The organism is Flavobacterium sp. (genome assembly GCF_049240005.1).
In the GTDB taxonomy this organism is placed as follows: domain Bacteria; phylum Bacteroidota; class Bacteroidia; order Flavobacteriales; family Flavobacteriaceae; genus Flavobacterium.
Genome location: NZ_JBMLTK010000052.1, coordinates 43,182 through 56,195, shown reverse-complemented (window position 1 = coordinate 56,195; position 13,014 = coordinate 43,182). Strand labels below are relative to the sequence as shown.

At 37.7% G+C, this 13,014-nt stretch carries 13 protein-coding genes; 10 read left to right on the top strand and 3 right to left on the bottom strand.

What is annotated here, in order from left to right; all coding sequences use genetic code 11:
- Complete coding sequence (gene accD, locus ACOVQQ_RS05180) at positions 1 to 855, top strand: acetyl-CoA carboxylase, carboxyltransferase subunit beta (protein WP_094486187.1); 855 nt, start codon at positions 1 to 3, stop codon at positions 853 to 855.
- Here accD and ACOVQQ_RS05175 read toward each other — a convergent pair.
- Complete coding sequence (locus ACOVQQ_RS05175; RefSeq protein WP_421817245.1) at positions 829 to 1,116, bottom strand: hypothetical protein; 288 nt, start codon at positions 1,114 to 1,116, stop codon at positions 829 to 831. The two genes, accD and ACOVQQ_RS05175, sit on opposite strands and share 27 nt — an antisense overlap.
- A gap of 347 nt (positions 1,117 to 1,463) precedes the next feature.
- Here ACOVQQ_RS05175 and ACOVQQ_RS05170 point away from each other — a divergent pair, with 347 nt between their 5' ends.
- Positions 1,464 to 2,327 carry a sigma-70 family RNA polymerase sigma factor gene (locus tag ACOVQQ_RS05170; RefSeq protein WP_026707723.1) on the top strand — a complete coding sequence of 288 codons (864 nt, stop codon included), beginning with the start codon at positions 1,464 to 1,466 and terminating at the stop codon, positions 2,325 to 2,327.
- A gap of 204 nt (positions 2,328 to 2,531) precedes the next feature.
- On the opposite strand, the gene ACOVQQ_RS05165 is transcribed toward ACOVQQ_RS05170, so the two are convergent.
- Positions 2,532 to 2,822 (bottom strand): helix-turn-helix domain-containing protein, encoded by a 291-nt coding sequence (locus ACOVQQ_RS05165; RefSeq protein ID WP_421817244.1) that lies wholly within the window; start codon positions 2,820 to 2,822, stop codon positions 2,532 to 2,534.
- 23 nt (positions 2,823 to 2,845) lie between these two features.
- Between ACOVQQ_RS05165 and ACOVQQ_RS05160 the strand changes: the two genes are divergently transcribed.
- The 6 genes from ACOVQQ_RS05160 (at position 2,846) to ACOVQQ_RS05135 (ending at position 10,216) form a co-directional block, all read left to right on the top strand.
- Positions 2,846 to 4,660 (top strand): AHH domain-containing protein, encoded by a 1,815-nt coding sequence (locus ACOVQQ_RS05160; RefSeq protein ID WP_421817243.1) that lies wholly within the window; start codon positions 2,846 to 2,848, stop codon positions 4,658 to 4,660.
- A gap of 3 nt (positions 4,661 to 4,663) precedes the next feature.
- Entirely contained in the window at positions 4,664 to 5,377 is a 714-nt protein-coding gene (locus tag ACOVQQ_RS05155; protein WP_421817242.1) for a hypothetical protein, read from the top strand.
- Complete coding sequence (locus tag ACOVQQ_RS05150) at positions 5,374 to 5,856, top strand: hypothetical protein (protein ID WP_421817241.1); 483 nt, start codon at positions 5,374 to 5,376, stop codon at positions 5,854 to 5,856. The genes ACOVQQ_RS05155 and ACOVQQ_RS05150 overlap by 4 nt, the downstream gene beginning before the upstream one ends.
- A 323-nt stretch (positions 5,857 to 6,179) precedes the next feature.
- Positions 6,180 to 6,422, top strand: a complete 243-nt coding sequence (locus ACOVQQ_RS05145) for a hypothetical protein (protein WP_298148335.1) — start codon at positions 6,180 to 6,182, stop codon at positions 6,420 to 6,422.
- Positions 6,406 to 7,248: a GLPGLI family protein gene (locus tag ACOVQQ_RS05140; RefSeq protein WP_421817240.1), complete on the top strand. Its 843-nt coding sequence runs from the start codon at positions 6,406 to 6,408 to the stop codon at positions 7,246 to 7,248. The genes ACOVQQ_RS05145 and ACOVQQ_RS05140 overlap by 17 nt, the downstream gene beginning before the upstream one ends.
- A 328-nt stretch (positions 7,249 to 7,576) precedes the next feature.
- On the top strand, positions 7,577 to 10,216 hold the full coding sequence (locus ACOVQQ_RS05135) for a hypothetical protein (RefSeq protein WP_421817239.1): 2,640 nt from the start codon (positions 7,577 to 7,579) through the stop codon (positions 10,214 to 10,216).
- A 31-nt stretch (positions 10,217 to 10,247) separates the two neighbouring features.
- On the opposite strand, the gene ACOVQQ_RS05130 is transcribed toward ACOVQQ_RS05135, so the two are convergent.
- Positions 10,248 to 11,366 carry a Fic family protein gene (locus ACOVQQ_RS05130; RefSeq protein ID WP_421817238.1) on the bottom strand — a complete coding sequence of 373 codons (1,119 nt, stop codon included), beginning with the start codon at positions 11,364 to 11,366 and terminating at the stop codon, positions 10,248 to 10,250.
- Between the two features lie 313 nt (positions 11,367 to 11,679).
- On the opposite strand from ACOVQQ_RS05130, the gene ACOVQQ_RS05125 reads away from it, so the two are divergent.
- Positions 11,680 to 12,402, top strand: a complete 723-nt coding sequence (locus tag ACOVQQ_RS05125; protein ID WP_421817237.1) for a MotA/TolQ/ExbB proton channel family protein — start codon at positions 11,680 to 11,682, stop codon at positions 12,400 to 12,402.
- Positions 12,392 to 12,784, top strand: a complete 393-nt coding sequence (locus ACOVQQ_RS05120; RefSeq protein WP_094487033.1) for an ExbD/TolR family protein — start codon at positions 12,392 to 12,394, stop codon at positions 12,782 to 12,784. Before ACOVQQ_RS05125 ends, ACOVQQ_RS05120 begins: the two co-directional genes overlap by 11 nt.
- Positions 12,785 to 13,014 lie beyond the last annotated feature (230 nt).

Below are 13,014 nucleotides of genomic sequence, written 5' to 3'. Positions count from 1 at the left end.
ATGGCATGGTTTAAAAGAACAGAAAAGGGAATTCAAACGCCTACAGAAGATAAAAAAGACGTTCCGAAAGGACTTTGGTACAAATCGCCTACCGGAAAAATTATCGACGCCGATGAACTCGCTCGCAACTTATACGTAAGCCCCGAAGACGGCTTTCACGTGCGTATCGGAAGTAAAGAATACTTCGAAATCTTGTTCGACAACAACGAGTTTAAAGAGCTCGATGCGAACATGACTTCTAAAGATCCGTTGCACTTTTTCGACACGAAAAAATATTCCGATCGACTCAAAGACGCACAGGAAAAAACCAAATTGAAAGACGCCGTGCGCACTGCCGTTGGTAAGTCGAAAGGTAAAGACTTGGTGGTTTGCTGTATGGATTTTGCCTTCATCGGAGGTTCGATGGGTGCGGTTGTTGGCGAAAAAATTGCCCGCGGTATCGATTACGCCATCAAAAACCGTTTGCCTTTTGTGATGATCTCTAAATCGGGCGGCGCGCGCATGATGGAAGCTGCGTATTCGTTGATGCAGCTCGCCAAAACATCGGCTAAATTGGCACAGTTGGCCGAAGCGCAATTGCCGTACATCTCGTTGTGTACCGATCCAACTACGGGCGGAACTACTGCTTCGTACGCCATGTTGGGCGACGTGAATATCGCCGAGCCGGGAGCCTTAATCGGTTTTGCAGGTCCGCGTGTCGTAAAAGACACCACTGGAAAAGATTTACCCGAAGGTTTCCAAACGTCGGAATTCCTGCTCGAGCACGGTTTCCTCGATTTCATCGTTCAGCGAAAAGAACTCAAAAACAAAATTAACCTTTTCATTGATTTAATTCAAAATCAAGAAATTAGATAAAAACGATCGACTCTCTAGAGTCGATTTTTTTTGCACGAGCTTTCCATTCATAAAACGTTCTCTGATTTTTTGGGCGTTCCCCGCACTTTTTTCCGGCAGGCCTAAGGGCACAGCCGCAAAAAACCGCCGGTCAGGCCATTCGCTATATCCCAAAAACCTCAACCCCACTCCCAGCCCGTTTTTGGGGATGCCGCTACTGTCCTTAACGCGAAAGAAGTGCGCAAAAAAAACGAATTCACTGAAAATCATGGTGAAATACATTTTTTGGATAAACTTCCGTTGGAAACGATACGCCGCAATAGCGATTGACGCGGAAAGGGGACAAAAAACAGCGCGTGCGCACTGCGAGTTTTAAGGGCGACCAGCGGAAGCACGCAAAACCGCCGGTGCGCCGCAGCTGTTTGCGAACCCTTGCAGCAAAAAGCGCGACGCTGCGGTGTACGGAATTTCCACTATTGCCGCAGCGGATTGCCCAAAAAATAAACATAACATAATCAGAACTTTACGTTTAATTCTGAAATAATTTGGCAGAAATTTTTGGCTGTGTGTAACTTTTTGCGAGGACCGTGCGTAAAAGCATTGTATCCATAACAGCAAGGAGTTAAAAAATGAGACAACTCAAAATTACCAAGCAGGTTACCAATCGGGAAACTGCATCGTTAGACAAGTATTTACAAGAAATCGGAAAGGTTGATTTGATTACCGCTGATGAGGAAGTTGAATTGGCACAGAAGATTAAAGCCGGCGACCAGCGCGCGTTAGAAAAGCTTACCAAAGCCAACTTGCGTTTCGTGGTTTCGGTTGCTAAACAATATCAGAATCAAGGACTTACACTTCCGGACTTAATTAATGAAGGAAACTTAGGATTGATAAAAGCCGCACAACGTTTTGACGAAACACGTGGATTTAAATTCATTTCGTATGCCGTTTGGTGGATCAGACAATCGATTTTACAAGCTTTGGCCGAGCAATCGCGTATAGTACGTTTGCCGCTAAACAAAATTGGTTCGATTAATAAAATTAATAAAATGTACGCCTTGTTGGAGCAATCGAACGAGCGTCCGCCTAGTGCCGAGGAAATTGCCAAAGAACTCGACATGACGGTAAACGACGTAAAGGAGTCGATGAAAAACTCTGGTCGTCACCTCTCGATGGATGCACCTTTGGTTGAAGGTGAAGATTCGAACTTGTACGACGTATTGCGTTCGGGCGAGTCGCCAAATCCAGATCGCGAACTGATTCACGAATCGTTGCGTACCGAAATTGAGCGCTCGTTAGAAACCTTAACACCAAGAGAAGCCGATGTAGTGCGCTTGTATTTTGGTTTGGGCGACCAACATCCGATGACTTTAGAAGAAATAGGTGAAACCTTTGATTTAACTCGCGAACGCGTGCGCCAAATTAAAGAAAAAGCAATCAGACGCTTAAAACACACCTCAAGAAGCAAAATTTTAAAAACTTATTTGGGATAACTCGTAAGTTTTACGATTTTTACGGCGAACAACAGTCTGATTAACTGTTCGTTTTTTGATTGATGATTGAAACTCCGGCTGATTACCGGAGTTTTGTTTTTTGGGAGATTGCGAGATTGGGAGATTACAAGATTAAAAGATTACAAGATTGTGGGATTGCGAGATTTTAAAAAACCTTAAAAACTACTTTTTACTCCAAATAAATCATTTAAGTTGGCTGTGGGTCTTAAAAAAATCTTCAAGTGAAATACCCATAGCACGGCATATACGGTCTAATGTATAAACTGTCGTTGCTATTCTTCCGGATTCAATTCGAGATAAATTTGTTGTATCAAACTCACCGTCAATTTTACTAGCCACGTCAAGTTGGCTCAACTGTAGCGCTGTGCGAACTTCTTTAATTGTTTTTCCGAGGGCTATATTAAAATCACTTTTTTTCACTTGCCATATCTGACAAGTAAAATTCTTTTTTATATTCGTGATTATTAATGCCATATATGGCAACCAAAACCATTTTTATGAAAAAACTAATTTTATGGACACTGTTCATTTTTACAGCTTTTTTATGGAGTTGTGAAGACACAGAATTGCATGAAAGTCATTCTGAAAACAAAAATGAAATCAGTATCGAGCAGTTTAAAGAGGAAACAGGCATAACTGACTTTCCTAAAATTTTAAAAATCCCAAAAAACGCAACGGGTGCGATGATGCGTGGTCGAGACAGCATCGACACAGATGATTTTGAAATTGACTGGTCTGTTGTAAAGAAAACGGCTGTAAACGACCGTTATAATTATAGTTTTCGTGTCTTACCCAGCATCATCAAATCCAGAAGCATACATAACTTGGTTGTATATTATGATTTAGGTGACTGGCAATACAGCTTAATAGAATTCTCTCCAACTGACTCTAACTGGAGTGATTTAATTGCAGGGTCGTCTAAAGTAATTGAAGGAACTGTTCGAGAAATTTACAATAGTGTAGAACTAAATCGTTCAGTAATGATTAGAGTTCCTGTTGCCTTTCACTGTACTCATACTGGATATTGTGCAGCTGGAGTATGCGACGAATGTCTACTATGTGTTACATGGGGAAATGAATTTGTAGTGTTACCAGACATCGCAGTGCAAATTATTGCTCCTACACCAAATAATAATAGTAGTGGAGGCGGTGGCGGTAGCCCTGCTATGAATCCTTTACTCACTGTAAGTGATCCAAGGGGATTTGTTTTTGCACCTAACTTATTTGCTCCGGGAGACCCTGCCTATACACAAATAAGTAGAAGTCAAGAATTTTGGAATTCACTGGACTACCAACAAAAGGAATGGGCGAATAGTAATCCGCATACTTATAATGAAATGATGAGCGAACTACTCGCAAGATTCAATGATTATAATAAAAGGAATTTCTCCAACTTACTATCATTACTATCAAATAACGAAATAACGAATATCTCAGCCGAGGCTTTGGCTGCCTGTGTTACTTTAGAAGCTGAAGATGCTAATGAGTTGAAGTTGGTGGCGAATTCTATTGCTTATGCGGAAAACGCAGGCTATTTTTTAGATCCATCGAACTCCAACATTATTAACGATTTTGTAAATAATAATCAAAATTTGGTAACTGACCCGATATTTTGGTTTACGCATGGAATGAGGATATTTAGCACGCAATGTGCGCTAATTCGCCATGAAAATCCAAACTTATCTGACCGCCAAATTTATGCCCGCGCTATGCTTGAAACCGCTCACATCATTTTAGATTTAGGTGGTTTAGCACCAGGATTTGGAGAAGTTTGTGATATAGCTAATGGGGTAATTTATACGATTGAAGGTGATGGAGTAAATGCAGCACTTAGTTACGCAAGTGCAATTCCATTTGTTGGCTGGTTTTCAGCAGGGGTAAAATTTGCAAGAAGAGCAGATAGACTAATGTATATTGTAAGACAAACCGATAATATAATTACATTTGGAGGTAGAAACCAAGCTGCTTTTAGAAAAAAGTTAAATATGGTTGCTGGAGACTCAAGAATTGCCCATCATATCATACCAAGAGCTCTTTATTACCATCCTGCAATACAAAAAGCAGCGCAAGCAGCGACGAATCAAGGTTTTCATTTAGATACCGCTTTGAATGGAATACCCGTTTCACAAATTAGGCATAATAATGGCGCACATACAAATTATACTAACAGAGTTTTCCAAAAATTAACAGCAGAAATACCAGCTAATGCTACACCTGCCGAAGCCTATCAAGGAGTTCTGTCTGTAATTAATGACATTCGAGCGGCAATAAATGCAAACCCCAATGTGACAATTAATCAGTTACAATTCTAATTTATGTTTTACTACATTCAACATCCTACCGACTTGAAAATTATTGGAAATCAGCCTCAAATCGACCAATTAGTGTATTCGACTGAATCCTTTAAATTCCAAGAAAAATTAAAAAACCATTACGAAATCGACGTTTCATCGGAGTTCATTCTTCCAAAGATCTTACTTTTCAAGAAAACAAAACTAACCGATCATATCTTCGGCTACATGGGTGAGTTTATGTACAAATTAATTGTATCTGATAAGTTTATGGAAATACTAAAAGACTTTAGATGTCAACATTTTGATGTACTTCCAATATCAGTAGAAACGCACTCCAAATTGCAATACAAATACAATTTGTTAACTATCAGACAATCAAAACTAGAACTTATAGACTTTAAAAATTCAAAGATAAAGCAACGCTTTATAAATACTGAAGGCCTAAGCGATTACAAAGAAGTTAGTTATTCAGATTTAGATACCTTTTTAAAAGATTTGAAAGAAAAAAACTTAGAAGGCAAAATCTCTATAATTAATCTTGCAATCTCTAATTCCGAAAATCTAGATTTCTTTTTTATCAGATATACTTACGGCTCAATCAAATACATTGTCTCGGACCGCTTAAAAACGGCACTTGTCAACGCAGGAATTACTGGTATAGAATTCCAACCCACACATTATTCGCTCAATGAATGGTACGCCAGTGAGGAAAGAGAAAAAATTTACGGTACATGAAAAACGAAGTTTCCTCAGAACAACTGCAGAAATGGATTTCAAAAAATCAAAAACTCAGTAATTTACTCGTTGAAATTCAAGAAAAACCACTAAGCATCGTAGAACAAGCTGAATTAGCGTATCATGAAATTCCGAAATTAATAGGTATTACGAAGGACAATTTTAATGAGAATTATGACCCTGAAGAATCAGTTTCTGAATTTGGTAACGATAGTTTGTATCAGCAATTGGGTTATGTTAATTATATGAATCCAAATGCCGATCCGCGTGGACGCGTGCTTACAGCTGCTTACCTAGTTAAACACGGTACTTCTGTTCCTCAACAAGACATTCTTAAAAAATACAAAACTGAGAGTGAAGAAGAATGTATAGGAATTGGCTTTATTGGAAACGCTCTTGATGTACGACTAATTTTTGTCAAAAAAGGCGAAAACTGGTTCGAATTAGGCTGTAAAATGTTTATTTCGTTAGCAAAATAAACCAGTAAACTCTGGCTCATTTTGCAACGCACAGCGGTTTCATAAAATCGACTTTTAAGTTCTATTTTATTTCACAAGAGATAATAAGCTTGTTAGCTGCTTATACAAATAAAGTATTGGTTATAAACAAATATTTCACAATCGCTTTTCGAGAAAATAAATTCATTCGTTTAATAGGTTATTTTGATACATAAGTTAACTTAGATTCACTATAATCCCCAAAAAATGACATAAAAGGACTCATAAATGTTAAATTATACAGTGCGCGTTGAAATACAACTAATATTGATTACATTCGCTGTATAACTTTAAAATTTTAACTTATGAAAAAACTATTTTTTACCCTTTTTGCGGTAATTGGTTTTGCGACTACTTCTAACGCACAGTGTAATGAACAGTCCACGTTGTTAACTAACGCATGTGGAAGCTGGTGCGTTTCTGTAGAAATTCCTTACACAGGCTATCTAGAAGTTGATGTTGCCAATTTGATAAAATCAAATGGTACTATGCGAAGAAAGCCAAATGTTCGTGAACTATTAGCCGTTTCGAATGCACTTTGCGAATAGGCAGCTTTACTGTGTAATTTTCTGCTTAATTTCGATGAATGTACTTGGGCAAAAATCAAGCCCAAGTACTTCATTTAAAGCAACCTACACTTTCGCTTACAAAAAATTTGTTTCCTCTAAGTTTTACAAAACAACCAATACTGTTTTACTTTGTAACGGCAAAGAGTCTCTGTTTACGTTTGATCAAATGGTGAATTTCGCTACGATACAAGAGGAACGACAACTCACTGTGGACGAAATAATGATGAACGTTTTACCGTTTTATTATTTAATCTATTTGCAAAACAATGAGGTTATGCACTACGAAGCGATTGGCAGTGACACTTATAAATTTTCAAATAAAATACAACTTAATTGGAAATTGCATGAAAACGATACGCTAATTGGTAATTATAAGTGTAAAAAGGCAACTTTAGATTTTTATGGACGAAATTGGACAGCATGGTACGCGCCAGATATACCAATATCTGCGGGGCCTTATAAATTTAAAGGGCTTCCAGGTTTAATTTTGAGAATTTTTGACTCAGAAAAAACTTTTGACTTTACTCTAAATGAGTTCAAAAAAGGTTATTTTGATTTTAATAAAAAGTTTGAAATTTATTTCTTCAACGAAGACAATAGACCAACTGTAAGTATTGAAGCTAATGAATTTTATCGCCTGCGAAAAAAGTTTAACGAAATGAGCTTAGACGAAAAAATAAAGTTTATGAATCGAGATGACTCCGCGGGCGGAAATATTCAGCTTGAAAGTGCCACTGGTGAACCAGTACGAGCTGCTGAAGTAAGAAATGTAATCAATTCTATTGAACGGTTAAATGAACCTTAGTTTTAAAGACTGCGCTAAAATTGCTTTTAATAATTATACTCTTACACTTATAAGAAAATTGCCACAACAATAGATAACTGCGAGTGTTAAGATAAAATCTCTTGTTTTTTGAAAACAAATAATTTTAATCTGCGGTTTTCGGTAATTTTATGAATCTTAGTTAAAGCAAGATTCTTAACATTCTAAAATACTAAAAATAGAGCAGGTTATTGCCTAAGAGAAAGAAAATCGTCGTTTCTTTAACTCATTCGCTAAAAAACATGAAAAAACCTTCTGAAAGAGAATAATTGTAATGCTACTAGTAAAAGTATTTTACAAATTAATTGTTTTGGCATCTCTATTTGGGGTGCCATTTTCTATGTATAGTCAGCAAATTACAATCAAAGGAGCAATCACAGATGAGAAAAATGAGGCAATTCAAGGTTGCATATTAACTGTAAGCACAGACAATACGCTCGATAAAATCTTAGCCTATGATACTTCTACAATCAACGGATCCTTTGAAATAAACCTCGAAAATACCTCCAAAATCGATTCTATTTATCTTGCTGTGAAACACTTCAGCTATGAATCGGTTTTAATCAAAATTTCTGCAAAAAGTAGCATTCAAAACTTCAAGCTTACGGAGAAAATCAACGAGTTAAACGAAGTCATAATTAAAAAAGAAAGCAAGCTAGAAGTAAAAGGCGATACATTATCGTATAATGTGGAAGGTATAAAGTCGGAAAAAGATTACACGATTGAAGATGTCATTAAACGAATTCCGGGTATAATTGTTAAAGAAAACGGCCAAATCACTTACAACGAAAAGCCTATTAGTCATTTGTATATCAATGGTGTTGATTTACTCGAAGGCCGATACAGCATTGCTACACAAGGTATCCCTGCTAATGCCGTAAAGACTATTGATGTGATGAAAAAGCACCATCACAAACGTATCGACATAGGTAGAACTGAAAGTGATCAAGTTTCCTTAAATCTGAAAATTAAAGACGGTGTTGATGCGTTCTTCGGTACACTCAAAACCGAAATTGGAGTTCCGTTTCTTACCGCAAACGCCGACGCTACACCGATCTATCTTAAAAATAAATTTCAGAACATCGGTTCTCTGAAAGTAAATAACATCGGGAAAACACTAAAAAATGTAGGTGCCGATTTGCAATACGACAATTTGAATTTATACGCACTCAAACTTGAAGAGCTTCAAATAATCAATCCACCGAACATCAATGGAGTAGCTATTTCCGATAAGTTTTGGCTCGACAACGATTCGAAAGTAATCACCAACGACGCCTTGTATAAAGTAAACGACTCAACTTTGGTAAAGTGGAACGCCAATTATGTGAATGAGTTAAGTAGCATTGAAAGCAAAATTACAACGTCGTTTTTAGCAAACGATGCTACTAATACCAATGTAAATATGAGTAAAAATCAACTCAGAATACAGCGATTTCAAACCGGAAATAATCTGGAAATCAACAAGAAAAACTATTATCTCAAAAATAATTTTAACATCAAACTGATAGACAACTCTGGAAATGAAAATAGCAATTTAAATAACGTTGAAATTCTTTCAAACTACAATCGCCGTGATTTCTTTTTAAGTAACAACCTAAATTTCAAAAAAGCCCTTGGTAAAAACAAAATGATTGAAACAGGTCTAGTATTGGATTACGAGCAAAAAGATGAAAATTTGTTAGTTGCTCCTCCAGTCTTTGAAGCGCTATTCAATTCAACTTCTTCAAGCGCACAAACAAGACAAGAAATTCAATTGAACCGATTTAATGCGGGCGCTTTCGCAGAATACCAATTTACATTTGCAAAAATGGAATGGAAAGTAAAACAAAACGTAAACTATCAACACTTTCAATTCAATAGTGCACTTCAACAACAGCCGACAACTGAAATCAATGTATTTCCGTTTACAGGCGACTTTAAATTCAATAGAACCGTTTCTACTACCGAACTCAAGTCGAATATAACCTTCGGCAAAACACGTATTTCTTGGACGTTTGCAAGCGACTTTATAAACGTTCAAGCCAACGAAAATGCCAACAGCAATTTGCAATTAAATAAAAGCTACTTCTTTTTTCAACCTCGATTTAATGTAAAGCACAGATTCAATTCAACTTGGTCAGCAGGAGCCAACTATGTCCTTAATAACGCTATTTCTGACTTCAGAAACTTATATCCGTCATTAATTTTAAGCAGCTTCAATACACTAACGCAAAACCCATTCTTTATCAATAAAACGAAAACGCAATCTGTAAATCCCTATTTAAACTACGATAATATCCTTCAAAGCTTTTACATAAATATCAATGCGGGCTGGGAACGAACAAACTCCGATGTAACCTTCGCCAGTGAACTAAATCCGAACGGTTTTATAACTAATAACGTTATTCTAAGACCAAATACCTTTCTTAGTTATCGCATAGGTACAACAATTCGTAAAAGTTTTCTCGGTTCATTCAGCGCAACGTTGAATTACAATTTTAGATATACCGAAAACGAACTATTCTTCAACAACGAATTCTTAAATTCCAGAAACAAATCACATAACATTGATTTTGAAATCAGTTGGGATAAAGGAACTTGGTTTGCAGCAGGTTACAAGGCAAACGCTTTCTACAGCAGCTCGTTACTGCAAATAAATCAGATAGATAACAAAGCCTTGTTTCAAACGGCAACACTCGATTTTTACACCAGTAAAGTAACTCGCATTAGTTTCGGAACTGAGGCGGCTACCGCTACCACTTCGCAAACAGAATATACAGACACCAACGTACTTTTCAATGCACAATTTTTTTATAAACCATCAAGCAAAATGTTTTTTTCAGCCGGATTACTAAATATCTTCGATACCGACTTTTTTACTACTACAAACAGCTTAGCCAACATTGTAAATGTGTACCAATTTTCGCTAAGACCGAGGCAATTTACAGTCGGGTGGAACTACAGTTTTTAACTAAGATTCTTTTCAAATCATTCCACCCTCCTCACACCAACAAATACGAAGTACTTCTGCCGCCGCTATCTGATTTTACAAAGACGTTCTTGGCAATTAAATCATTCAAATCGCGTACCGCGCTGTCTTTAGAACATTTGCCAATTTTAGCGTACTTCTCCGAAGTTAATTTTCCTTCAAAACCGTCTAAAACTTTATTGATAATCAGTTTTTGTCGCTCGCTCAATATCGTTTCGGCATGTTTTTTCCAGAAGTTTACTTTCGCAAAAACCAAACTCAAATTAATCTCCGTTAACTTCAGTGCATTTACCAAACAAAGCAAAAACCAAACCATCCATTCGGTGATGTCGAGTGAGCCTTTTTGCGTTTTCTCTAGTATTTCATAATAGTTTTTTCGATCAATTCGAATGCTGGCCGACAAGCTGTAAAACCGTTGCGAACTCGAATCGGATCGTGCCAAAAGCATGTCGGTAAGCGCACGCCCGATCCGGCCATTGCCGTCTGAAAACGGATGTATCGTCACAAACCACAAATGCGCCATGGCCGCTTTCAAAACCTGATCGGGAGTTTCATCGCTGTTAAACCACTCCAAAAAAACTTCCATCTCTCGCGGAACGAATTCGGCCGCCGGTGCCTCAAAATGAACCGTTTCTCTACCTATAGTACCCGAAACCACTTGCATCGGACCTCTGGCATCTGTGCGGTAAGCGCCAACGGTAATCCGATGAGAACCTATTTGCTTCGAAGGAAACAACCACTTATGCCACATAAACAAACGCTCGTGCGTTAACGGCTCTTGGTAATTTTGCGTAGCGTCAAGCATCATTTCAACAACTCCGTCAATGTTTCTATCAAGCTTCAAACTCCCGCCAATATCCACTCCCAATTTTTGAGCAATCGACGAACGTACCAAATGCTGATCCAAATATTCACCCTCAATCTCCGAAGTTTTTAATACATCCAAAGTGAGCGTATTCAAAACGGCAGCCGACTGTAAATCAAAACCAATTGCCTCCATCTTTCCCATCAAACGGCCCTGCAAGTTTCGAGCATGACTTAGCAACGGAAGTATTTCCGAATCATCGTACGCAAACTTTGGCCAACCACGCAACTGATGTATATACAATCCCATACCGCTTCCTTTCCCCAAAAATATTCATTTTTTCTCGGTAAAAAAATTATTCGATGCATTTTTTGCATTTATTAAAGCAATTATTCGCCGCAAAGTGTATTATTATTCCATTAAAACTCATAATCAAAGCATAAAATGCCTGAATTTTATCTGTATTCGTTGCACATTTTCCCATTCAAACGAGCATACATACAATGCACCCAATGTGTACCGAACGGCATACATTTAAAAAGCTGTTCACAATTAATGCAAACTTCAATCGTTATGACTTGTAGAAAGGAAAATAATTAGAGTATTTTTGTTTTAATCGTTTGATCTAAAAACACAATTTATGAGCCTAAACGCAATTTTATTGCAAACCGAAACTGTTGCAGATACGCTTGCAAATGCCGCCGCTGCTGCCGCCACAACCGATGTTAGTGTAACCGAAAACGTATCCTACCTCGAGTTCCTCATGAAGGGCGGTATCATGATTATCCCAATCATTATCCTGCTATTTTATTGCATTTTCGTAATCGTAGAACGCTACCTTTCCATCAAAAAAGCCACTAAACAAGACGTGCTCCTGCTGCACGACATAAAAGCGCAATTAAAAGCCGGTAAAATCGATAATGCGCTAATGGTTTGTAACCGCCAAAATACAGCCTCTGGAAATATTCTACGCAGCGGAATTGCTATAATCGGACGTCCGATCAGCGAAATAGAGTCGGTCATGGAAAAAACCGCAAACGTCGAAATTTCCCAAATGGAAAAAGGACTTGGTCACCTCGGACTCATCTCCGGTATCGCGCCAATCCTCGGATTTATTGGAACTATTTCCGGTGTAATCAAAATTTTCCACACCATTTCAAACACCGGTAATTTGAATATTCAGACCATTTCGGGCGGACTCTACGAAAAGATGATTAGCTCCGGAGCCGGACTCGTTGTTGGGGTTGTGGCTTACGCCGCTTACCATTTGTACAACATGTGGATCGACAGCTTTGCGCTTAAAGTCGAAAAACAAACACTTGAATTAATCAACATTATTCACGAACCACAACATGGCAATTAAGCGAAATAGACGATTTCATCCCGAAATTCCGACGGCATCGCTCAGCGATATCATGTTCTTTTTGTTCCTGTTTTTCTTGATTATCTCGACCTTGGCGAATCCAAACGTGATTAAACTTACCTTGCCAAAAGCAAAATCAAACGAAACAACGAACAAAGATCATATCACACTTTCCGTTACCGAAGATCAACGCTATTTTGTCGATAAAACTGAGGTAAGTTTCTCTGAACTCGAAAACAAACTTTTAGAGCAAACTACGCTTAAAGGCGATAAAGTAGTGGTAGTGCGACTCCCGGCCGACAATAAAGTGCAAGATTTGGTCGACGTAATGCAAATCGGTGTAAAACTCAAACTCAATTTTGTAATTGCTACAGCGAAGTAGATTTCTTTTATTTCTAGAATTTTCAGAAGCTATTCCGGCTGTTCGCTGCAAATCCGCGCCAAAAAAACGTAATTTAACGAGAGTTTGATGTAAAAATTAAAGTTAGAAAACATTTAAATAGTTGATTACAAGGCGTATTTTCTTCGGGATACCGAAGTTTCTCAAAAAAATGCAACAAAGTAAACAACTGCTTAAAAAATAGCGCGCAAAAATCGAAATCTAATCATATT